Below are 22,988 nucleotides of genomic sequence, written 5' to 3'. Positions count from 1 at the left end.
TGACGGCACAGGAAGCACAACGGGACATTAGCCATTACCTGATGCACCGGTATAACTGGATACGGCCACATCAGTTCAACCAGGGACTGGCACCGGCCGTCGCCGAAGAAAAACTTAACGTAGTGTCCGGGATGGGTTGACCACTACACTTTCATCTTCTGGGAACTATGGATCAGGAGAGTTTAAGCGACGGGTGGCAATTCACCCCTTCCAAAATGAGTGTCAGCAACTGGATTGCGAATTAAACGGTGGTAACGAGACACTACCTTAGCCGTAAAAAATAATCCCCTTGAAAATTAGTCTTAACATTCTCTTCGGAGTCAAACATGAAAATGATCTCTGGAAATTCAGAAAAACCATAGCGGACTTTGGTGGCATTCAGTTCATGAACGAATTTTCGCTGCAACCATTCATTAATGCCGTTTTCTTGATTCCATTGCACATCAGTGTCATTTTGATAAAAAAATAAAACCACCAGTTCTCTATCCCATTCCTCTGACGTAGTAATCAATTCAGTATTCCTGAAGCTCACCCCTTTCAAGCGAGCAGCTAGAATAACTTCGTTCAGCGCAAGCTCAATGGCAGAATACGGTGGATATGGATGCTTCATATTGCTCCAAACTACGACGATGGCAAGTTACCAAATAAAAAAATTGGAATGTGGCTCACCGCTGTATACCATACTTTACTCGGTTCAGTCTCATTAACCAATATCGATGCCAAGACAAGATAGACTAACAAGGCCTAAGAACATCTTCGAATATATCGCCAGCAGATGAGTATGCCAGCAAGCGAGAGAAACGCCCGGTGGATATTGGCACGGCGTTCGTAGCGGATGCGTAATCGGCGGAAGTGGTGCAGCCAGCCCAGTGTGCGTTCGACCACCCAGCGCCATTTACCCAGGCGATCGCGCGACTCGATGTGATTGCACAGCAACGTTTTACCCGCGCCCCGCCTCACACTCATACGCGATCGCAAACGATTCGTATGGCTGCAGGCTGAGGTGGCCGGTCAAGCTGTCACGCTGGGCATAGTTGCTGATCAAGCCTTGCCCGGCAATGCCGTGCAGCATCGCCGGCAGATCCAGTTCGACGTGTTCGCTGGAGAAGTTGTTGACGACAACGACCTGTTGGCTTCCCAAGCTGCGCCGGTAGGCGAATACCTGCGGGTGCTGCTCCAGCAACGGCTGGTATTTTCCGTAAACCATGACGTCCCAGTCCTTACGCAGTTCGATCAGCTTCTGGTAGTGGAAGAAGACCGAATCGGGTTGTTCCAGCGCGGCCGCGACGTTGATCTCGGGGTAGTTTGGATTCAGCTTTAGCCATGGCGTGCCAGTACTGAAGCCGGCGTTGTGTGTGCTGTTCCACTGCATGGGGGTGCGTGCATTGTCCCGTCCGTTGGCGTGGATGCCGGCCATCATCGTCTCCGGTGACACGCCGGCGGCCATGCGTTCGTGGTAGAGGTTGAGCGATTCGATGTCGCGATAGTCGTCGATGGAATCGAAACGGACATTGGTCATGCCTATTTCCTCGCCTTGATAGACGTAAGGGGTGCCCTTGAGAAAATGTAGCGCGGTGGCCAGCATCTTGGCCGACTCGACCCGATAGCGGCCGGGATCGCCGTATTTGGATACGGCGCGCGGCAGGTCGTGGTTATTCCAGAACAGTGAATTCCAGCCGGCATCGGCCAGCTCGGTCTGCCACTTACTGATGATCTGCTTGAATTCGATTAGATCGAACGGCCGCGGCTTCCATTTCCCCTCCTTGGCATCGTGGGTCATGGTGATGTGCTCAAACTGGAAGACCATCGACAGCTCCTGACGCGCCGGGTCGGAATACAGCTTGGCGATCTCCGGGGTGGCGCTCCACGTCTCGCCCACCGTCACTACATCGCGTGCGGCCAGGGTCGCTTGGTGCATTTGCTGCAGCAGCGGGTGCAGTTGTGCGCCGTTGGCGATAATCTGCTGGTCGACCTGTTTGCCGATGAGATCAATCACATCCATGCGGAAGCCGCCGATGCCCTTGTCCAACCACCAGTTCATCATGCGATGCACCTCTTCCTGCACCTGGGGATTTTCCCAGTTCAGGTCCGGCTGTCGTTTCGAGAACAGATGGAAGTAATATTCACCGCTGGCGGCATCGTATTCCCATGCACTCCCGCCAAAATACGAACGTTGCTGGTCGGGCGGTGAGCCATCGGCGCCTGCATTGCGCCAGATGTAGTAGTCACGGTAGGGGCTATCCTTGGATTTCTTCGCCTCGACGAACCAAGCATGCTCGTCAGAGGTGTGGTTGACCACAAGATCCATCAGGATACGGATGTCGCGCTTGGCCGCTCCTGCGATCAACTGCTCCATCTCGGCCAATGTGCCGAATTCAGCGGCGATATCCTGATAGTCGGAGATGTCATAGCCGTTATCGTCCATCGGCGACCTGTACACCGGCGACAGCCAGATCAGGTTGATTCCCAGATGTTGCAGGTAGTCCAGTCTGCCGATGATGCCGGCCAGATCACCGACCCCATCGTGATTGCTGTCTTGAAAACTACGTGGGTAGATCTGATACACGACGGCGTTATGCCACCATTGCTTATCCAACATGATTATCTTTCTCGCTTATGGATTGGCGGCACTGTCTTGCAACGTGCCAAGGGATCGCCAGGGGTAGGACAGATCCGATCTCGTCGTTGGATCAGGCAGCTATGAGATCGTACACCAAGCGCTTGGCAAGACACTCAGGCCACTCACACGATCCATCGGCTTTTCATCTTTCAAAACTATGGATCTAAGCTACAGGTGGCGATTCAAGATGCCGTGACCTAGAATGTGATGATGAAGTGAGCGCCATCGTTGACCGGGCGGGCGTAGCGCACAGTTCCGCCGTTCAACTGAATTAGCTGCCGCACCATTGCAAGGCCGATACCGCTTCCCTGTTTTTTGGTCGAGAAAAATGGCGTAAACATTTCCGCCGCTACCCCATCGGCAATGCCATGTCCATTGTCACGCACATCGATGCGCAACCGGCCACCTGTCGTGAGGCGCGCATTGACGGCCACTTGCGGCACCAGACTCGCGGTGGTTGCTTCCAACGCATTCTGCAGCAGGTTAACCAGAGCTTGTTCGATCTGGCCAGAGTCCGCCCGTAATGCCAGCGTGCTTGATGCGACGACGAACGTCGCGCTTCCTCCGCGGGCCTGCCAGCTCGGTGCCACCAAAGCCGATAAACGTGCAAACAAGTCCTTGATTTGGAATTGTTGAGGCAGTGGCGTAGGCAGGCTGGCCAACACGCGGTAATGGCTGACGAAATGACTCAGACTTTCAGCGCGACGGCTTATTGCGTCTAGCGCGACGTCAAGGTCTGCGGCCACGTCGGGAGCAAGAGAGCCTGCTGCCTCAGCGAGCAGCGTGCGCGACGTTTGCGAAAGGGACGCCACTGGGGTCAGTGAATTCATGATCTCATGGGTCAATACATGCACGAGCTTGCGCCAGGCTTGCATGGCTTCAGCGGAAAGTTCGTCCTCCAGCGGCAGCAGTGCAACGAGGGATTGCGGCGCACCATTGACGGTCAAAGCATTGCGGACGGCCAGGGCACGTTCAGTGCCATGCTCACTGTCGAACTGAACCAGCGTCCGCGTGCCAACGGGAAGGCCGGCTAAAGCCGTATTCAGGGAAACCGTGTCAGTGACACGTCCAGGCGCCAGTAGGCGCCGCGCGCTTGCATTCAATGGTTCCATCCTGGTCGGCATCATGTTGAACAGAGGGACCGGCGCATGTTCAAGCCGTGCTTCAAGCAATAGCAGACGGAGAGGCTCAGGCGCGTGCAAAGTCGTGAGTTGAAACGGTCTCTCTGGCGTCATTGCCGTAACGTGTACGATTGAATGCCAAATCAGCGCTGCGGCGAGCAGCACTGTCAGGATGAGCAAAACGGCGGCGCGAGCTCCCAGGCCATCAACGCTCTCATTTAGCGCACCACCTACCCMCCCAGCCGCAACAAGCAGTGTCCCGCCGAGGGCGACGCGAGCCCGCCTATAACCCATGTTTGTCCAGCTTGCGATACAGCGCTGCCCGGCTTACGCCCAGCGTCTTGGCAGCCTTGCTGATATTTCCCTTAACTTCCAGCAGCGCCGCGGCGATGGCGGCACGTTCGAGTGTACCCAGTTCACGTGGGACATCGATGGTGAGCGGGGACGATAACGCAGGCACAGCTGTCTTCGCTGAAATACCAAAGTCAGCGATGGTATAGACATTTTCCCGACCTAGGATGACAGCGCGTTCACAGGCATGGCGCAGGGAGCGAACATTGCCTGGCCATGCATTCGAGCACAGTACATCGAATGCGGTCGCTGCTATGGCGCGCGCGGGTTTGCGATATTGCTGCTCGTAGTGGGCCAAATAATGGCGCAGCAAGTCCGGAATGTCGCCAGCGCGCTCGCGTAAGGGCGGGACGCGCAGGACGATAGTATTTAGGCGAAACAGAAGGTCTGTGCGAAAAAGCGCAACGTCGTGCAGCCGGTCTTCTTCGAGATTGGTGGCACTAATGACGCGCACGTCAACGCCCTCGGGAGTGTCCGCGCCCAAGGGCGTCACCTGGCGTCGTTCGAGCGCTGTTAGCAGCTTTGCTTGTGCTGTCAAGGGCATATTGCTGACTTCGTCAAGAAACAATGTGCCGCCGCACGCTGCCTGGAAGCGTCCCGCGCGGTCATTGCGTGCATCGGTGAACGCGCCGCGCCGGTGTCCGAACAATTCGCTTTCCAGCGTTGCCTCTGGCAGGCTCCCCATATCCACTGCCAAAAACTGCCGGGATGCCCGGTGTGAAGCCCGGTGAACAGCGCGCGCCACCAGTTCCTTGCCAACGCCGTTTTCTCCCAGGATCATGACGTTTGCCTCGGTGGGCCCCACACTGGCGATCATGTCACGCAAGGCAGTCATCGCAGCCGAGTTTCCGAGCAATCCATCGGCGTCGGCTGGCGCCGCGTCAGATGCTTTAGCATGAATAGGCTGACGCAAGGCCTGTCGCGCAAAGGCTGCCTCGACAGCATGCACTAGGCGCACGTTATCCCACGGCTTTGTCAGAAAATCGCTTACTCCGCCCTGCATCGCCGCAACGGCTAGAGGAACATCAGCGTACGCGGTCATCGCGATGATATCGGGTGGGTTGGGCAGCGCCCTCAATTGCGCCAAAACTTGCATACCTTCGCCACCATCCGTCCGTCCCGCCGAAAAATTCAAATCGAGGAGAACAACGTCAGGACGATTGCATGCGAGCCATGTGGGTAACTGTGCAGGATGGTCAAGTGTCGCGACCTGCGCGACGTGCCGGCGCAGCAGCATGCGCGCTGCCAGCGCCACGTCTGCATCGTCGTCGAGGATCAGTACATTTGCGTGCTTGCCGGACATTGGAAATAAAAGAATTAACAAAACTCGAGTTTATCAGCATGCTTTGCATGATTCCACAGCGCGATATCACTTTGCCCAAAGTGTCCGGAAGTGGACAGTTTGCATGTGCGTTTGCGGACGAATGAGCGGGAAAGTGAAAAAAAATGTCGGTCGATTGCTCCGAAATCGCGTGGCACGGATGTTGCTACAATAAAAAACATGATAAAAGACCACAGCACAAATGCATCACGCCCTACGGGGGCGGCTATGGACCAACCGGTTCTACGACAGCGCGGCCGGCATTGGGGCATGGCAATAGCGATTTTGCTCATCTTGATTGGACTGGCTGCACTGGCGTGGTGGCTCTGGCCCAGCGGACTGCAGGTGCCCGCTGCCAGCGTGCGCATCGCTGTCGTCGAGCGCGGCATCCTGCGCGACGACGTGGCCGCGCGTGCAACGGCCCAGCCGCTGCACTCGGTCGTGCTGGATGTGGTGGAAAATGGCCGGGCCGAAGAGGTGATGGTGCGCGATGGCGCGCTGGTACGCCAAGGCGAATTGCTGTTCCGGCTGTCGAATCCACAGCGCCGGCTTGAGGTGCTCGCACGCGAAGCTGAGCATGCGCAGCAGATTTCAAACCTGTTGAACCTGCGCCTCGCGGGTGAAACCAGCCGGGCGGAAAGTGCGCGGCGCAGCGCCGACCTCGCGTTTGCGGTCGCTCAGGCTGAGAAGCAATTCGCGAGGAGCGCGGCACTGGCCAAGCAGGGTTTCGTGTCGGGTTCTGCACTGGAAGAAGTAGCCGACCAGCTGACGCGGCAGCGCCACGCGCTCGCCAGCGAAGACGCCGCTGGAAAAAGCGAAGAGGCAGCCCGGCGCGACGCCATCGGACAGATTGCCCAGGCGGTATCCAGGCTGGAAGATGGCCTGAAGTTGGTCAATGCCGGCGTCGATGCACTGGCCGTGCGCGCGCCCGTTGCTGGCCGCCTTGCAGATTTCAAATTGCAGGTAGGGGAAACGGTCCGATCAGGACAGCGCCTTGGACGTATCGACGACGTCGCGCAATTTTGTTTGGCGGCCCAGCTCGACGAATACTATTTGCGTCGCCTTGCCACCGGCCGACCGGCGACAGCCGTGATCGATGGCCAGACCACGCACGTGGTTGTCAGCCGCATATATCCGCAAGTGAGCGACGGCAAATTCACTGTTGAGTTGACGTTCGTTGATGGCCAGCCGGCCACCCTCAGCCCAGGCCAGAGCGTCGACGTCCTGATCACGCTGGGTGCTGCGCGGACTAGCTTGCTTCTTCCAAATGATGCGTTCAGCAATGACACCGGCGGCGGCTGGGTATTCGTCGTGCGCGCTGACGGCGTACAAGCGGAGCGCCGGGCCGTGCGTTTTGGCCGGCGAAACAGCACGCAGATCGAAGTACTCGACGGCTTGGTCGCCGGCGAGCGCGTTATCGTGTCGTCATACACGCCGTATGCAACGGCGCTGCATCTTCAGCTTACCCACTAATAGGTCTCTCACGGAAATGACAAAATCATGCAATTGAATCGCACACAACAGGAAAGCATGTTCAGGCTCGTCAACATGACGAAAACATATCGTGGCGGCGAGGTGCAGACAACGGCGCTTGACCGGATTGACCTCACCATCGCCGCGGGTGAATATGTGGCGATCACCGGGCCGTCCGGCTGTGGCAAGTCTACACTGCTGGCTATGCTGGGACTGCTGGACACGCCCGATGGTGGCGAATGCTGGTTCGACGGTCGCAATGTGGCGGGCTGGAGCGAGGCACAGCTCAACCGAATACGGCGCGGACGTATCGGCTTTATTTTTCAGAATTTCAATCTGATCGAAGAATTGACGGTTGCCGAAAATGTGGCATTGGCACTTGATTACCTGGATGTGCCTGCGACGCAACGAAAGGTTCGCGTCGCCGCGATGCTTGATCAACTAGGCGTGGCGCACCGCGCCGGTCACCGTCCGTCGCAACTTTCCGGCGGACAGCAACAGCGTGTAGCCATCGCGCGCGCGCTCGTGGCCAATCCAGCGCTGCTGCTTGCTGATGAGCCGACGGGTAATCTTGATACGGCACACGGCGACGAGGTGATGCGCATTCTGCGTCAGATCAATGCAGATGGCACGACCATCGTCATGGTGACGCACTCGCCGACGCACGCCGCGCAAGCTTCTCGTACGGTACGGCTGCTGGACGGCCGTATCCTGATCGACGCCCTGCAGCCTGCCTGACCGGAGAGCGAACATGTTATTGACCACGATGCGCCACAGCGCACGCGCACTGCGGCGGGAACCCGCCTACGCTGCCATTGCCATAGTCACCCTGGCTATCGGCATCGCTTCAGCCATACTGATTCTCGGCTTAGTGCGTTACTGCTGGCAATATAATGCCGAAGTGCCCGATGTGGAACATGTCTACGTCGTGAAACAACGCGACAACGTCGATCCCACGGGTCCCTGGTACGACCAGGCGCCGCTGCTGCTGCGCTCTGTTGCAGCGGCAGCGCCCGGTGTGGCTGCGGCCACCGGCTACCTGCCATCACGCCCCGAGACAGCAGGCTTGACGGTGAACGTCGACGGCAAGCTGCATGCCCTGAAAAGCCTGACTGTCTTGCCTGGTTTTGTCGAGATGTTGGGCCTGAGGGCAGTGCGGGGCGATCTTGCCACCGCATTGGGAGCGCCGGATCAGATCGCGGTCACCGAATTGACCGCAATGCGTTTGTTTGGCACCAAGCAAGCCCTGGGCCGCAGTCTGTTTGCGGAAGGTAAATTGTTACGCGTTGGCGCGGTGCTGCGTACGCCGGCTGCGAATACCACCATGCCATTTGAAGCACTACTCGGCACCGATTCAACGCTTGCGGCCGATGTCCGCGATGAAATGCGAACCGGCCTCAAAGGTTGGCCAGGCAAGCTCCTGGTGCGTGTGAAAACCGGCGCGTCCGTGCCGATGCTTGTCCGGCAGTTGCAGGACGCGGTCGATGGCGCACCAGCATTGCATCAGCAGGCCCCCGATGTCAAGGCGCGCCTGGGCCGGCGGCCAGTCATGGACATCGCGCTAGCGCGGCTAGACGCAGCGTATTTCGATACGGGCATCAAGGGTAATTTCATCGCCGGCGCCGGCCAGCGGGGCGATCCAGTGGTCGTTGCCGGCCTTGCCGCCGTCGCCGTGCTCATCCTTGTTCTGGCTTCGATCAATTTCGTGAACCTGGCGACCGTGCGGGTAGTGCGGCGCCAGCGTGAACTGGCCATGCGTAAAGTGCTCGGCGCCTCAGGGTGGAGCATTGCGCTGGAATTGCTGGCGGAGGCATGGCTGATCACGTTCTTAGCGGCTTCTGTCGGGTTACTCCTGGCATGGCTGGCACTGCCGCTGTTTTCGACCCTGGTCGATCGCCAACTCAACGACGCGTTCACGGTTGGCGACCTGGGTTGGGTCGGTACTCTTGTCGTCGGGCTCGGGCTGTTGACGGCGGCCTGGCCGGCGTGGATCGCCTGGTCTGTCCCTTCGGCAAAATCATTGGCCGGGCGCACGGCAACTGAATCGCGTGCGACTGCGCGACTGCGGCGCGGCATGACCGTGGCGCAGCTCACCGCAGCGATTGGATTTGCCAGTGTGACCTTAGCCATCGCCTGGCAGACAAGTTACGCCATGCGTGCGTCGCCTGGATTCGACCCGGCCTCCATACTCATCGTCGATATGCCTGAACAGGTCAAATACAGCGCGCCAGCGCGCGGCCTGATGACGGCTTTGGCGGCTGCGCACGGGGTACAAGACGTGGCTGTGTCGGATGACGCGATCGGCCGTCATAACGACATGTGGCGCCGCGACCTGAAACGTCCGGATGGCACCAGTGCCACGATGGAAATCAAGCAAGTTAGCCGCAATTTTTTTATGCTTTACGCCATCAAGCCGGAAGCCGGGCGCTTATTCGATCAAATCCTGGACCGTGACGACGACCCCGTGCCGCTGGTCCTCAATGCACTTGCAGCACGCCAGCTCGGCTTTGCCGACGCACGCGCAGCACTTGGTCAAATCGTCATCACGACAAGTTTTGATAACAAGCCGGTCCCAGGTCGTGTCATCGGGATCGCGCCACCACTGCGGTTCCAGTCATTGCGCGAAGCACCGGCGCCGATGGCGTTCCAATTGAGCACAGGCGGTAGTGCCTTGAGCGTGCGCACGGATGGCGACCCGGCAAAGGTGGTGAATGTCATCAGGTCCCTATGGCCAAGTTATTTTCCCTCGGCCATTGCGTCTATCCAGCCAGCGTCGAGCGTCCTCGCCGCCAATTATGCTGACGATGCGCGCATGGCCAGCCTACTCGCATTGGCAACAGGTCTCGCCCTAACCCTTGCAGCATTTGGAAGCTACGTTCTGTCGGCCGATACGGTGCAGCGCCGCGCTCGCGAAATCGTCTTGCGCAAGCTGCATGGTGCAGGTGACGTTGCTATCGGACTGCTGGTCTTGCGCGGCGTCGGAACTATGCTGTTGGTAGCCGCATCAATTGGATTGCCGGTAGCAGCAGTGGCCATCGCACGTTATCTGTCTACTTGGGTCGAAACGGCACCTGTCGGATACTTGACCTTACTGCTCGCGTTCGTCGTGACCAGCGTCGTTGCATTGGCGGCAGCCAGTCGACAAGCGTGGATCGCGATGAAGGTCCGTCCCGCCAATGCCCTTCGAATGTAACGCATCAATGTTCGTTATACACACTTGACGTAAGCAAAACGCAGCCTTTGAAAGGCTGCTTTGGGTTGCTGATTCAATCGCTCAACGCAACACTTAATTTAAATGCATCGTTGCAGAGCGGAAATGATGCGAAAGAGAACTCGAATCGATTGCGCCGCGCGCCGCGAAACCCGAGATTAACGTCGCAAAGCGTGTAGCCATGGGGAGTTCACACAGAAAACCGCCGAAGCTCAACCAGCTCGTGCACGTGCGGGGCAGAAGTCTCTGAAGGGAAGGGGACCGACTAGCTAGACTAGATGTCGTCGTGGGATCAGTGAGGTACAAGTGTAGTGGTTTGATGTACCCGGACACTGATTTAGGCGAGAATGCTCGCCATGGAGAGGTGTTTGATGAGCAAGCAAAGACGTACATTTTCCCCTGAGTTCAAGCAGCAGGCAGCATGCTTGGTACTGGATCAGGGATACAGCCACGTGGAGGCCAGCCGGTCGGTCGGCATCGGCGAATCAGTGCTGCGCCGCTGGGTGCAGCAGCTTCAGTTGGAGCGACAAGGTATCACGCCTCAGGGCAAGGCAATGACGCCGGACCAGCAGCGAATACAGGGACCCGAAGCACGCATTGCGCGTCTCGAGCGGGAGAAATCCATTTTAAAAAAAGGCTACCGCGCTCTTGATGTCGGAAGGGATAGAACGTACGAGGAAATCGATCAGATTTGTAGTGACGAATCCATCGAGTTGATCTGCGCGGTGTTCGACGTAGCGCGGTTATGCCTGTATGCGTATCGGGAGCGCGCCCGGCACATTGATGTGGAGCGCATGGCATTGCGTAGCCGCGTGCACGAGCTGTTTGTCGAGAGTCGCAGTTCGGCGGGAAGCCGCAGCATCATGGGCATGATGCGCGAGGAAGGCACGGCAATTGGCCGCTTCAAAGTCAGTCGTTTGATGGAAGAGCTGGGGCTGGTCTGCGAACAGCCTGGCAGCCATGCCTACAAGCAGGCTACGGTGGAGCGGGTCGATATTCCGAAACCTCAATCGTGCATTCACAGTAGAGGCGCCAAATCAGGTCTGGTGCGGGGACATCACCTATGTCTTGGCGCAAGGCCGATGGTATTACTTGGCAGTGGTGTTGGATTTGTTCGCTCGCCGAGCGGTGGGCTGGGCATTCTCGCTACGACCCGACGCGGACCTTGTTGTGCAAGCGCCGGAAATGGCTTACGAGCAGCGAGGTCGACCGCAGGGGCTGCTGTTTCATTCGGATCAGGGTAGCCAGTACGCCAGTCGGAAATTCCATCAGCGCTTGTGGCGCTATCGGATACGACAGAGCATGAGCCGGCGGGGGAATTGTTGGGATAACTCCCCGATGGAACGGCTGTTCCGCAGCGTCAAAACGGAATGGCTGCCGTCAACCGGTTACGTGACGGCACAAGAAGCACAACGGGACATCAGCCACTAGCTGATGCACCGGTATAACTGGATACGGCCACATCTGTTCAACCAGGGACTGGTACCGGCCGTCGCCGAAGAAAAACTTAACGTAGTGTCCGGGATGGGTTGACCGCTACACTATGAGTCGGCAAGGGAATCTCACTATCATCAGGCGGAATCCGAAGAAATCGAACCAATCTCGTTTCGAGATGACTTCCACGCCCGTGGTCAGTTGCATCCTCATTCCAGGCAATCCCGCCTCCGTCTTGCGCTAGTACGTCGAAATCCCTCTGGTTTGTCCAAAAAGTCCTCCATGGCCTCGAAGGCCTGCGGCAGCTTCAACGAATTGAGCTTGCATAATTCATGTCCAACGGCGCTCTTGATGTTCTTCACAATCCAAGCGCGACTCATCTGTACAATAATTTCGCTCGATGTTCCTGTGTTCGATGCTGCCGGCGCTTTTGTTGCTGGCGTGTTTTCCTTTGGTTTTACTCCGGCACCTCCCGGTCTGCCAGGGCGTCCCCCCAGTCGGAACTGGCGGTCCATTTGGCTCACCTTCGCTGGTATCCGGTTCGAGCAAATCTTCAGATTTCGGCAGCGCCGCGTCCTTGATCCGCCGCGCGTTATCCATCAGCTTATTTTTCACGCCGGGCTTGCAGGAGGCATTCTTCGGTGCCGTTCCCACCTTCGACGCCTTCGATTCCACGATTGCATACGGCTTGCCGCCATTGTGCGGGTCGCCCCTTTGCACTTTCCACACGCCATCAATCCCTGTGTCATGCGCTTTTCAGGGCGAACAATGGATTGAGCCGGGTCGCTTCGTTGAGTTTGCCAGGAAAGGTCGTGCTGGGCTTTTCCTTCCACTCGCTTTGCATGCCCATGTCGTGCCGGCTCCAGTCCTTGCCCCAACCGTATTTTTCATACAAAAAATAATCGGTAATCCATACTGATTTTGCCCCTGCATAAACAGACACCGCCAACCGTTTAGCTCGCGCCGCTTTCCTGAGCCCGGCGCGCTAGCTCCCTCCTAAACAGGCGAGGCAATTTCCGTTTCAGGGCCGAATGTGGATGGACCTCGTTGAAGTGCATCATAGCGTCTGGCAGCTGAGCCAGAAAGATTTCTGCGCTGTTGCGGTCCTTCAAGCTGGCATAGTCCCGTTTAAACGTGTTGACGAAGCTCCCGGTAATGCCGTACTGGAAATTTTGAGTGACGCCGTGGCACGCTCGAAGGAAGCCGGCAAAGTCACATGGCAGGAGAGCAGCGCCCGAGAGACCCTTTGATCTCGCCTGGCGGCCATAATGCAGCAGAGCATGAACTCGTGGCTCTTTGTGTTGCAATTGTGCTACGCTTAAGACTGCGACCACACGCAGCTTGGCCACGACTAACCACAACGATCTGCCATGCAGGGAAAGGTTCGATGCCATGACGGAGCCGCAGAGCAGTGACGGGCTGACAGCCGCACAGGCCGCACAGCGGTTGCTGGAAAATGGGCCCAATGCCTTGCCCGCCTCGCGTCCCTTGAGTGCGGGGCGCTTGCTGCTCGATGTCGTCGCCGAACCGATGTTCCTGCTGCTGGTCGCCTGCGGCGTCATCTATCTGCTGCTTGGCGACCGCAATGAAGCGCTGATGCTGCTGGGCTTTGTTTGCATCGTCATGGGCATCACTTTTTTTCAGCGCAGGCGTACGGAGCGCTCGCTGCATGCGCTAAGCGACCTCTCCTGTCCGCGCGCCCTGGTGATACGCGACGGGAAACAGGGGCGCATCGCCGGCAGGGACCTGGTGCCCGGAGACCTGGTGCTACTTGCCGAGGGCGACCGCGTGCCCGCCGATATCGAACTGCTCAGTACATCGAATTTGACGGCCGATGAGTCCATGCTCACGGGCGAGTCCGTGCCGGTAGTCAAGCATAGTTCCGCCGAGACTGACGGCAGTCCGGCCTGCCTGGTCTATTCCGGCACCTTGATCACGCAAGGCACGGCAAGCGGCCTGGTAGTCGCTACCGGACCCCATAGTGCGCTCGGTCGGATCGGCGCTTCGCTTGTCAGCATGGGGAGCGAGCTGACCCCGATTCAATCGGAAACGCGCCGCGTGGTCAGGAATGTCGCCATCGGCGGCTTGTGTCTCGCCGCAGGCCTGGCATTGGTTTACTGGTGGCTGCGCGGTGACGCCCTGCAAGGCCTGCTGGCCGGTCTCACGCTGGCCATGGCGATCCTGCCTGAAGAATTGCCGGTGATACTGACGCTGTTCCTGGGCTTGGGCGCCTGGCGCCTGGGGCGGGAAAGCATTCTGGCGCGTAGCATACCCGCGATCGAATTGCTGGGGGCGACGACGGTGCTGTGCGTGGACAAGACGGGTACGCTGACGGCGAACCGCATGGACGTGGCCCAGTTGTGGTCGGAGCAGTCCGCCTATGCTTGTCAAAGCAGTCACGCCGGGGCCTTGCAGGAGGAGCTGCATGGATTGCTCGAGTATGCCGTCCTGGCAAGCCATCGTCGGGCGTTTGACCCGATGGAGTGGGCCATCGGCCAGACCGGCGCCCGCTTGCTGGCAAATACGGAGCACCTGCATGCAGACTGGCGGCTGATCGACGATTATCCGCTGTCGCGGCACATGCTGGCCATGTCGCGGGTATGGCGATCGCCTGACCATTCCGAGTTCCTGGTGGCGGCGAAGGGTGCGCCCGAGGCGATCATCGACTTGTGCCATTTGGCGCCGGCACGCGCCGCCGCCATCGCGGCGCAGGTGCTGGCCATGGCGAACGATGGCTTGCGCGTGATCGGCGTCGCCAGCGCCACTTTTGCCGCGCCGCCCCTGCCTGACAACCAGCATGTCTTTGATTTTGAATTCCTGGGCCTGCTTGGCTTGCACGACCCGGTACGCCCGGAAGTGCCTGATGCGGTGGCGCATTGTCACGCGGCGGGGATACGCGTGGTGATGATCACGGGCGACCATCCCGCCACGGCAATGGCGATCGCGCGGCAGGCCGGTATCGCCGGCATGGCCAGCGGTTTGATGTCCGGCATGGACCTGGCCGCGCTGGACGACACGGCGCTACAGGCGCGTCTGGCGGAGACCGACGTCTTCTGCCGCATCGCACCAGAGCAGAAGTTACGCCTGGTGCAAGCTTTCCGCAGCCGTGGCGATATCGTCGCCATGACCGGCGACGGCGTCAACGACGCGCCCGCATTGAAGGCGGCCAATATCGGCGTGGCCATGGGCGCCCGTGGCACCGACGTCGCGCGCGAAGCGGCAGCGCTGGTATTGCTCAAGGATGACTTTTCGTCCCTGCTGCTTGCGGTGCAACATGGCCGCCGCCTGTTTGCCAATCTGCGCAAGGCCATCGTCTTCATCGTCGCGGTGCATGTACCCATCGTTGGCCTGTCCATCCTGCCGGTGCTGCTGGGCTGGCCCTTGCTCCTGATGCCTGTGCACATACTGTTTTTGCAAATGGTGATCGATCCGGCGTGCTCGATCGTATTCGAGGCCGAGCCGATCGAAGCCGATGCCATGGTAAGCAAGCCCAGGAGGCCGGGCATGCATTTGTTCGACCGTGAAATACTGCTGCGCGGCTTGCTGCAGGGGGCTGGGCTGTTGGCCATGCTGGTCGGCTTCCATGTGTGCGTGCGGTGGATGGGAAACGCCGATGAGGTGGCGCGCGCGACGACCTTCCTCAGCCTCGTGCTGTCGAACCTGGGATTGATCTATGTCAACCGCCAATGGGCCCAGCCGTCATGGAAGAGGGGGGTGACGTCGAACCGGGCGTTCGCCTGGATCAGCATATCAGCCTCGCTGTTGCTGTTGCTGGTACTGGGCGTGGCGGCCATCCGCGCGCTGTTTGCCTTCGCGCTCCCGGACCTGCCATTGCTGATGCAGTGCACATTCGTCGCCGTGCTCGCCATCATCTGGTTCGAGTGCGTCAAGTGGGGCTTGTCGAAATGGCGACGGCCGCGCGGCTTGGCCGCGCATTGATACACGGCAATGCGGATCAGACCATCTTGCCGTCGATAATCAGAATTTCTTCGAGCCAGGCGCCATGACGCAGGACAAACAGCACGGGTGGCCAGTTCCCGGAACTGAGCAGCTACGGCCGTCTGTTCAAGTTGAGCGGCAATACGATAGGCGCGCGGGCCATCCCGCAGTCGGCGATGGGGCTCGTGAGCTTGACCAAAAGCTCGTCTCCTACAGCGGATACGCCATTCGCCGAGGACGCCGCAGTCTTGTTCCAGACGGGAAGCGTGTTCCTGGCAGGAAAAGTGACTGGCAATATTGGCGTGTTTGCCCAGGCAACCTATACAACCACGACAATCAGAAGCCCGACACGGTAGGCTGGCACGGCAAATGGGCCTCCGATAATTTCGAGCTGCGCTATGCGGATCGCCTGATCGACGTGAATCGCGACCTGATCCTCGGCCTCACATTGAACAACTATCCTTCGCTGGCAACCCATGGCAGGCCATTTATGCCGACGGCATCGGCGCTGCTGGCGTGCCGGCCCGTGCTGCCTGCCACGGCGCCAAAGGGGAGGGCATGGCGGCATTTCCGCGCCTGGCGGGCCAGCATGCCGACTATGTCGCGAAGCAGTTGACGGTATTTTAACGTACGGAAGAACGGGCCGATGGCGTGGCCATGAAGGCCGTGACCCATGCGTTGGGCAGGGACGATATGTTGAACTGGCCCCATTCGTGCAATCGATCGGTCCGGGCGCAAACCGGGTCATCACGCTATCTTTCCGTGCATTTGTCATGCGCCACCTCGGTGCGCATTTAAATGATGCGGATTGACATGACAGGGTAATCTTCACTGCATTGCTCACTTGGCAGGCAGATCTTGTGCGATCTCCCGGGCATGTGCCGCTACTTCATCTGGTGTAACTGCGCCAGCAATGCAGTTAGCGCAGCTTGCGCCAGGGGACTCAGTTGCGGCGAGCGCCGGTCGATTTCATGGGCCAGGTCGGATGCCAGCCACTCCAGCTCGTCGAGCATGCGGCGCAATTCCCGTAACATGTCGGGGTCATCCTGGGCAAGGACCAGCATGCTTGCCATGCTTTCCGGATCGAAACCTGCCTGCAGGATCAACGAGCGCATGGTGGCCATGCGTTCGAACAGGAATGTCCATGCAGTGCTATCGGCCTTTGCCGGGGCAGCTTCCTGCTTGAGGATGGCGCGCAAGGTAGTCCACGTTTCCAGTACTGCAGCCATATGCTGCACCTGGGCAGTCGCGTTGCGGGCCAGGCGCATATCCTGTGCGTCGTTCGTGGTGATGTGCAGCAGGTCGCGCAAGGCATTGACGATGTGGGCGTCAAAGCGCTTCTGACCTAGCCTGAACAGCATCTCGACACGCAGGAGATCAAAGCGCCGGATTGCAGCCTCCGCAACATCGGCGACAGCCAGTACTCTTGCATGCACCGCAATGCTGTTGCCCTGCAGGGCATGCGGATAGCCGCTGCCGTCGAGTCGTTCATGATGCTGCAGAATGGCTTGCGTCGCATCGCTAGAAAAACCGGGCAAGCCTTGAACGAGGACATGGCCGGTGATGGGATGAACATGAATGTAGCGGCGTTCTTCGGGTGTGATGTCGTGCTCCGCAGCAAGTATTTCGGGGTCGGTATGCATCTCGCCGAAATCATGGCAAAGTGCTCCCAGCAGTATCGAGTCCCGTTGCCCCTCTGGCAGACCGAGGCTCTGCGCCAAGGCGAAGGCGATCAGTGCGGTATGTATCGAATGCATGAACAGCTCGGGACGGCATTTGCGCATGACCGTCAAACGTAACATGACCTCTGGCGCCAGCTGCGCGCAGGCGATGGCTTGTTTAATGGCATGCGGGTCGCCCGTGCGCGCCAAGATGCGCCGATAAACAGTTTCATGCTGGATAATCTTGTCCAGCTCCACCGCAAGGCTGGGCGCATTGACGGGGAATTCTGCCGTGAGCATGCTGTCCAGCGGTGCAGTGAGGCGGTGCTGGGTCAGGCGCTTGAATTGACGGCCGTCAATGCGCGCACCCTTGGCAAGCAGCTTCATGCCATTGCTTTCGAAGATGTCCACATGGGCGATCACTTCCTGCACATCGCCCACTTGCGTGACGGCGCGAATATAGTGCGGATTTTCGTCTGGCGGGAAGGCGAGGCGGACGTCGGGAACGTTTTTGTTCATCAAGGAACCTCCGTGCAGAAGAAAATTCACAATCCGGACACCTGCGCGCCGCGGAGATGCGTGGCTCCTGTATTTGTTTCCATTAGGACACAGTATGAGCCCGGATGCGCTCGTTAGGCACGGGATAAACTCTCCGCTTCGTGTAGTAATTTCAAGGCATTCAATGTAGGGGAACACCTGCACGCTTCAGAAACGCATCAGGAATTTGTAGCCGGCAGCGCCCGGGCCCGCCCAAACCTGACCCTGAGGGCGCCATCGCAGCGGGCTTTGCGGCCTACCTTGTTGCACATTCCTTCAGGGCATGCGCTTGGGCAGCAGCACGGCGGCGCCGTCAAAGCGCCCGGCGCGCAAGTCCGCCAGCGCCTCGTTCGCTTGCAGCAGCGGATAGACCGATGGCGCCGTCTTGAGATTGAAACGCTCCGCGAGCGCCATGAAGGCCACGCCGTCGGCGCGGGTCAGGTTGGCTACCGAGCGCACGCTGCGTTCTCCCCACAGCAGGCAATAGGGCATGGCGGGCAAGTCGCTCATGTGGATGCCGGCGCAGACCACCGTGGCCCCTTTGGCGCAGGCGGCCAGTGCCAGGGGCACCAAAGCGCCATCCGGCGCGAACAGAATGGCCGCGTCCAGCGCTACCGGGGCCGGCCCCGTCGACGCCCCCGCCCATGTGGCCCCCAGCGAGCGGGCGAAATGTTGCGTGCGCAAGTCGCCGTCACGCGTGAATGCGTAGACCTCGCGCCCTTGGGCTACCGCCAGTTGCGCCACGATATGTCCGGCAGCACCGAAGCCGTAGATGCCGAGCCTGCGCGCCGCGCCCGTCATGGCATAGGCGCGGTAGCCGATGAGTCCTGCACACAGCAGCGGGGCTGCGTGCGCGTCGTCATGGCCAGCGGGCAGCGGCAGGCAGTAGCGGGCGTCGGCCAATGTGTACTCGGCATAGCCGCCATCGCGGTCGTAGCCGGTAAAGCGCGCGGCATCGCACAGATTTTCCCGGCCAGAACAACAATACGCGCAGGCGCCGCAACTGCCGGCCAGCCAGGGCACGCCCACGCGGCAACCGATCTGCAGATTGCTTACCTGGGCGCCGATGGCAACCACCGTGCCGACAATTTCATGTCCAGGCACGACCGGCATGCGGTGCGCCGGCAGTTCGCCATCGAGCTGGTGCAGATCGGTGCGGCATACGCCGCAGGCCAGCACCCGCAGGAGCACGTCCTGTGCCGTTGGTACCGGCACAGGACGTTCCAGTGCATGCAGTCGCGCGCCAAGCCCGCCGTGTTCCAGAACCATTGCCCGCATGGCAGCTCCCTCCGTCAATGTCAGGCATTGCGGAACTATTTCGGCATTGCCGAAGCGTCGCTCAGCGCTTGCTGCAAGGGCGCGGCGCGGGCATCGTCGATGTCTCCTGTTGCAAAATCCTTGGGCGACAAGGTGCGTCCGTAAAAGGCATCCGTCAAATGCTGGTTGAAGCGGATGTCGCTCAGTCCCACGGCCACGACATCGCCGAACAGGCCTTTTGTTGCGCTCCAGGCCACGACGTCGCCTATGCCCACCGTGCCTTGCGCCATTTTCCGCCAGTTGACCACGGTCAACCCCGCTGCGGCGTTGAGGGAAAAGTTGTTTTTCTTCATGACCGCGTTGACGGCCTTGTCATTGTTCAAGACCATCACGACAGGGCCGCCTTCGGCGCCGGCCTGCAAACCCAGCGTCAAGCCGCCCAGGTTGTAGAAGGCTGGTCCGCTCCAGCTGCCATCGGGACGCCTGACAAGCAACAGCCCGCCGCCCCCTTGAGCGCCTATCCCCAGCGCCGCGCGGCCGTACGAGGGAATGATCAACATGCCTTTGGCTTGTTGCAGCAACGGCTGCATGCGCGCATCGGCCTGCAGTGCGTGCACCACTGGAATGGCGGCTTCCACGCGCTTGTTGGCGCTTTCCATCGACTTGGCGGCAAGATCGGGTGCGCTGCTCTGGAGGCTGTCGCTTTGCGCCATGGCTGGCCCCGACGCCAGCAGCATGAAGCAGCAGGCAGCGGCGGCCTGGCGACAGCGATTTTCGATAGACATGGCTATTCCTTCCGTAAGGGTACTGGTTTATGCTCGCGATGCGACCGTGCCTCATGCTAGCGCCGCTTGCCCGCCATTGACCATGATCTACATCACTGTTCCCGCTCGTGCCAGGCAGCGGCAGTGCCACTTGACGCATTGGCAGTGCTGCGACAGTATGGCTGCACAAAGAGGAGCCAGCATGCCGACGCCACCGGTCACCAGCATCAAGCCAGACGCCACCGAGCCCATGGTGCAGTCATTGATCTCGTTTCTCGAGCACGACGTCCAGCCGATGATCGTGCTCGACGCCAACTACACCATCCTGGCCGCGAATGCCGCCTACCGGCGCCAATTTGGCACCATCGGCCAGCCGGTGACCGGCCACAAGTGCTACCGCATTTCGCATCACTACGATGCCCCGTGCGACCAGGCCGGTGAACATTGCCCCATGAAGAAAGCGCAGGAACTGCGCGGGCCTGACCGCGTGCTGCACATTCACCATACGCCGCGCGGCCCCGAACATGTCGCCGTCGAACTGCGCCCGATCTTCGATGCCGGCGGCAGCATTACCGCCTATGTCGAGCGGCTGGACGTGGTGCGCAGCGCTTCGGCCAGGCCGAGCGGGGAAGGACTCGTTGGGCGTTCCGCCCCATTTAACCGGGTGCTGGCGGCATTGCAGCGGGTAGCGCCCTCGATGCTGCCCGTGCTGCTGCTGGGCGAGTCAGGCACGGGCAAGGAACTGTTTGCGCGTGCCGTGCACGAAAACAGCGCGCGGGCCGCGGGACCGTTCGTCGTGGTCGATTGCTCCGGGCTGACCGAAACGCTGTTTGAAAGCGAATTGTTCGGACATGAAAAGGGCGCCTTCACGGGCGCGACCTCGCGCAAGCCGGGATTGGTCGATACGGCGCAAGGCGGTACCTTGTTTCTCGACGAAATAGGCGACGTGCCCCTGTCCATGCAAGTCAAGCTGCTGCGCCTGATCGAGTCGGGCACCTACCGGCGCGTAGGCAGCGTCGAGACCCGGCACGCCAATTTCCGCCTCGTCGCCGCGACCCACAAGCCGCTGGAAAACATGATGGCGCGGGGCGAGTTCAGGCAGGATCTGTATTACCGCATCAGTGCTTTCCCCATCGTCTTGCCGCCGCTGCGCGAGCGGCCCGACGACATCGCATTGCTGGTGCAGTCATTCCTGCGCCGCGCGGGCGCGGGCCAGCGCACGCTGACGATAGGCGCCGAAGCCATGGCGCAGCTGCAGCGGCGCCCGTGGCCGGGCAACATCCGCGAACTGCGCAACGTGCTGGAAAGGGCCAGCCTGTTCGCCGATGACGGCGTGATCCGCGTCGAGCAAGTGCTGGCGGCGCCGGTGGAGCAGGGTGCCGCGCCATGCATGCCCGCGCGCGGTACCGGCGCCCCGTTGGCCGAGCTGCATGCCACCTTCGGCGGCACGCGCAAGGCGCTGGCGGCGCAACTGGGCATCAGCGAGCGCACCTTGTACCGCCGCCTGAAATCGCTGGGCATCGCCTAGCAGTCGCTTGGCCGGCGGCACTGCCAGGCTGCCGGCGTGGCAGTGCCGCCGGCTGACTGGCAGCGCGTTGGCGCCTGCCGCAGCGCCCCCAAGTCCCTGTTTTATAGCCACTCTTCATCTGATGTAACGCTGGCATGAAATATGCGTGGATAAAGCATGACGCGTGCCGGGAGCCTGGACGCGCGTCTCCCTGTTGTCATCGCAACGATTCACCATTGAGGAGCAAGACCATGAACGCGAACGTCGGCAATATCGATCGTGCCATCCGGATACTGCTGGGGCTGGGCCTGATTGCCGCCGCCCTGGCCGGTGCCATCGGCGCCTGGGGCTGGCTGGGCGTCATTCCCCTGGCGACGGGCATTTTCCGCTTCTGTCCCGCATATTTGCCGTTTGGCATCCGCACCTGTGCGGTGAAAAAATGAAACAGGGAAGGGCGGCGCAAACATGAGCATGCAATCTGGCGGCTACCGCGCATTGACGCAGTCGGTATCGCAACAACTGGCGGCCCTGCGCACGGATATGCCCGATGTCATGAAAGGCTTCGGCGATCTGGCGCGCGCGGCAACGCGTGACGGTGCGCTGGACAAGAAAACCAAGGAGTTCATTGCGCTGGCCCTGGGCATCGCGGCCCATTGCGATGCCTGCATAGGCTTTCATGTCCAGGCCCTGGTCAAGCTCGGTGCCACCCGGGCGGAATTCGAAGAGACCCTGGGCATGGCCATCTACATGGGCGGCGGGCCGTCGGCCATGTACTGCGCCTATGCGCTGGCGGCATTCGAGGAATTCTCCGCTGCTGCGTGAACCGGATGCTGGCGCGCACCGCCTGTGCCGTGCTGCCGCAATGTGTCAATTTAGTCTCACAGGATTTGATCTATGTCATGGAGAGCCAGTGACCTGACTGCTTGCTGTCGCGTACATTGGTGACTGGCCGTCCCGCTTGCCGCAATGGGCGTGTCGACCGTCGCTGCCGCAGCATTGGCCGGATTGCCGCCATGGGAGTAACTTCATGCAACGAACCGCACTCGTCACTGGTGGCACCCGAGGCCTGGGCAAAGCCATCTCCCTCGCATTGCAGGCGGGCGGCCACCGTGTCGCCGCCGTGTACCACTGCAATGCGGATGCTGCCAGCGCATTTTCCGAGGAAACAGCGATTCCCGTATTCCGCTGGGATGTCAGCGATTTCGACGCCTGCCGCGACGGCATTGCCGCTGTGGAACAGCAGCTGGGCCCCATCGACATCCTGGTCAACAATGCCGGCATCACCAGCGATGCGCTATTGCACCGCATGGGGCCGGATCAGTGGTGGCAGGTCATCAATACCAATCTTGGCTCGATGTTCAATATGTGCCGCCATGTCATGCAAGGCATGCGGGCGCGCGAGTTCGGCCGCATCGTCAATATCAGCTCCGTCAATGGCGAGAAGGGCCAGCTTGGGCAGGCCAACTACGCCGCCGCCAAGGCCGGCATTCTCGGCTTTAGCAGGGCGCTGGCGCTGGAGGGGGCGCGCAAGCAGATCACGGTGAACGCGGTGGCCCCCGGCTATTGTGATACCGACATGGTCGCCGAGGTTGCCGCCGATGTCTTGCAAGAAATCATTTCCGGCATCCCCGTTGGCCGGCTCGGCACGCCTGCGGACATCGCGCGCCTGGTGGCGTTCCTGGCCGACGACGCCAGCGGCTTCATCACGGGGGCAACCTTTGATGTCAATGGCGGCCAGTACATGGGCTAGCGGCAGGCGCCGCGGCGTCCCCGCGTTGCGCCGGGAGTGGCT

19 protein-coding genes and 3 pseudogenes are annotated in these 22,988 nt (G+C 60.1%); 11 read left to right on the top strand and 11 right to left on the bottom strand.

What is annotated here, in order from left to right; translation table 11 throughout:
* Positions 1–140: pseudogene (locus CBW50_RS29015) on the top strand (IS3 family transposase); the annotation flags it as partial.
* 122 nt (positions 141–262) lie between these two features.
* Here CBW50_RS29015 and CBW50_RS29010 read toward each other — a convergent pair.
* From CBW50_RS29010 to CBW50_RS18840, 5 genes and pseudogenes are all read right to left on the bottom strand, one after another.
* Positions 263–610 carry a hypothetical protein gene (locus CBW50_RS29010; protein WP_139842570.1) on the bottom strand — a complete coding sequence of 116 codons (348 nt, stop codon included), beginning with the start codon at positions 608–610 and terminating at the stop codon, positions 263–265.
* A 134-nt stretch (positions 611–744) separates the two neighbouring features.
* Positions 745–903: pseudogene (locus CBW50_RS18855) on the bottom strand (transposase); the annotation flags it as partial.
* A 37-nt stretch (positions 904–940) separates the two neighbouring features.
* A complete protein-coding gene (locus CBW50_RS18850; RefSeq protein ID WP_172404814.1) occupies positions 941–2,599 on the bottom strand; it encodes an alpha-glucosidase in 1,659 nt (552 codons plus the stop codon).
* A 218-nt stretch (positions 2,600–2,817) separates the two neighbouring features.
* Complete coding sequence (locus tag CBW50_RS18845) at positions 2,818–3,921, bottom strand: PAS domain-containing sensor histidine kinase (protein WP_226935717.1); 1,104 nt, start codon at positions 3,919–3,921, stop codon at positions 2,818–2,820.
* A 103-nt stretch (positions 3,922–4,024) separates the two neighbouring features.
* Positions 4,025–5,395 carry a sigma-54 dependent transcriptional regulator gene (locus CBW50_RS18840; protein WP_086146980.1) on the bottom strand — a complete coding sequence of 457 codons (1,371 nt, stop codon included), beginning with the start codon at positions 5,393–5,395 and terminating at the stop codon, positions 4,025–4,027.
* Positions 5,396–5,683: 288 nt separating this feature from the next.
* On the opposite strand from CBW50_RS18840, the gene CBW50_RS18835 reads away from it, so the two are divergent.
* The 4 genes and pseudogenes from CBW50_RS18835 to CBW50_RS18820 all read left to right on the top strand — a co-directional run bounded on the left by CBW50_RS18835 (position 5,684) and on the right by CBW50_RS18820 (position 11,630).
* A complete protein-coding gene (locus CBW50_RS18835; protein WP_226935715.1) occupies positions 5,684–6,886 on the top strand; it encodes an HlyD family efflux transporter periplasmic adaptor subunit in 1,203 nt (400 codons plus the stop codon).
* A 57-nt stretch (positions 6,887–6,943) separates the two neighbouring features.
* Positions 6,944–7,624 carry an ABC transporter ATP-binding protein gene (locus CBW50_RS18830; RefSeq protein ID WP_086146979.1) on the top strand — a complete coding sequence of 227 codons (681 nt, stop codon included), beginning with the start codon at positions 6,944–6,946 and terminating at the stop codon, positions 7,622–7,624.
* Positions 7,625–7,637: 13 nt separating this feature from the next.
* The gene (locus CBW50_RS18825; protein ID WP_086146970.1) at positions 7,638–10,079 is read left to right on the top strand and encodes an ABC transporter permease; all 2,442 of its coding nucleotides are present in this window, start codon (positions 7,638–7,640) and stop codon (positions 10,077–10,079) included.
* A 389-nt stretch (positions 10,080–10,468) separates the two neighbouring features.
* Positions 10,469–11,630 (top strand): annotated as a pseudogene (locus CBW50_RS18820) (IS3 family transposase).
* 231 nt (positions 11,631–11,861) lie between these two features.
* On the opposite strand, the gene CBW50_RS29005 reads toward CBW50_RS18820, so the two are convergent.
* Genes CBW50_RS29005 through CBW50_RS30340 form a run of 3 tightly spaced genes read right to left on the bottom strand, consistent with a single transcriptional unit; the run spans position 11,862 to position 12,925 of the window.
* Positions 11,862–12,260, bottom strand: coding sequence for a hypothetical protein (locus CBW50_RS29005; protein WP_139842569.1), 399 nt, complete (start codon positions 12,258–12,260; stop codon positions 11,862–11,864).
* Between the two features lie 16 nt (positions 12,261–12,276).
* Complete coding sequence (locus CBW50_RS29450; protein ID WP_172404813.1) at positions 12,277–12,480, bottom strand: hypothetical protein; 204 nt, start codon at positions 12,478–12,480, stop codon at positions 12,277–12,279.
* A 4-nt stretch (positions 12,481–12,484) separates the two neighbouring features.
* Complete coding sequence (locus CBW50_RS30340) at positions 12,485–12,925, bottom strand: integrase core domain-containing protein (RefSeq protein ID WP_367301830.1); 441 nt, start codon at positions 12,923–12,925, stop codon at positions 12,485–12,487.
* Here CBW50_RS30340 and CBW50_RS18810 point away from each other — a divergent pair.
* Together CBW50_RS18810 and CBW50_RS29000 are read left to right on the top strand one after the other, a co-directional pair.
* On the top strand, positions 12,873–15,470 hold the full coding sequence (locus CBW50_RS18810; RefSeq protein WP_319017160.1) for a cation-translocating P-type ATPase: 2,598 nt from the start codon (positions 12,873–12,875) through the stop codon (positions 15,468–15,470). The two genes, CBW50_RS30340 and CBW50_RS18810, sit on opposite strands and share 53 nt — an antisense overlap.
* A 64-nt stretch (positions 15,471–15,534) precedes the next feature.
* The gene (locus CBW50_RS29000; protein ID WP_139842568.1) at positions 15,535–16,086 is read left to right on the top strand and encodes a hypothetical protein; all 552 of its coding nucleotides are present in this window, start codon (positions 15,535–15,537) and stop codon (positions 16,084–16,086) included.
* A gap of 268 nt (positions 16,087–16,354) precedes the next feature.
* Here the strand turns inward: CBW50_RS29000 and CBW50_RS18805 are convergent, their stop codons facing one another.
* From CBW50_RS18805 to CBW50_RS18795, 3 genes are all read right to left on the bottom strand, one after another.
* Entirely contained in the window at positions 16,355–17,650 is a 1,296-nt protein-coding gene (locus CBW50_RS18805) for an HD-GYP domain-containing protein (protein ID WP_086146967.1), read from the bottom strand.
* Positions 17,651–17,944: 294 nt separating this feature from the next.
* Positions 17,945–18,946, bottom strand: a complete 1,002-nt coding sequence (locus CBW50_RS18800; RefSeq protein ID WP_086146966.1) for a zinc-dependent alcohol dehydrogenase family protein — start codon at positions 18,944–18,946, stop codon at positions 17,945–17,947.
* Between the two features lie 35 nt (positions 18,947–18,981).
* Entirely contained in the window at positions 18,982–19,710 is a 729-nt protein-coding gene (locus tag CBW50_RS18795) for a lipid-binding SYLF domain-containing protein (RefSeq protein ID WP_086146965.1), read from the bottom strand.
* 181 nt (positions 19,711–19,891) lie between these two features.
* Between CBW50_RS18795 and CBW50_RS18790 the strand changes: the two genes are divergently transcribed.
* The 4 genes from CBW50_RS18790 (at position 19,892) to phbB (ending at position 22,946) form a co-directional block, all read left to right on the top strand.
* On the top strand, positions 19,892–21,217 hold the full coding sequence (locus CBW50_RS18790; protein WP_086146964.1) for a sigma-54-dependent Fis family transcriptional regulator: 1,326 nt from the start codon (positions 19,892–19,894) through the stop codon (positions 21,215–21,217).
* Between the two features lie 230 nt (positions 21,218–21,447).
* Positions 21,448–21,639 carry a DUF2892 domain-containing protein gene (locus tag CBW50_RS18785; RefSeq protein WP_086146963.1) on the top strand — a complete coding sequence of 64 codons (192 nt, stop codon included), beginning with the start codon at positions 21,448–21,450 and terminating at the stop codon, positions 21,637–21,639.
* Positions 21,640–21,667: 28 nt separating this feature from the next.
* Entirely contained in the window at positions 21,668–22,018 is a 351-nt protein-coding gene (locus CBW50_RS18780) for a carboxymuconolactone decarboxylase family protein (RefSeq protein ID WP_216356376.1), read from the top strand.
* Between the two features lie 205 nt (positions 22,019–22,223).
* Positions 22,224–22,946, top strand: coding sequence for an acetoacetyl-CoA reductase (gene phbB, locus CBW50_RS18775; protein ID WP_086146961.1), 723 nt, complete (start codon positions 22,224–22,226; stop codon positions 22,944–22,946).
* The last annotated feature ends 42 nt before the right edge of the window (positions 22,947–22,988 follow it).

Origin of the sequence: Janthinobacterium sp. GW458P, from assembly GCF_002127585.1 — a bacterium.
Classification (GTDB): domain Bacteria; phylum Pseudomonadota; class Gammaproteobacteria; order Burkholderiales; family Burkholderiaceae_D; genus Janthinobacterium.
This window is presented reverse-complemented; position numbering and strand designations above follow the sequence as displayed.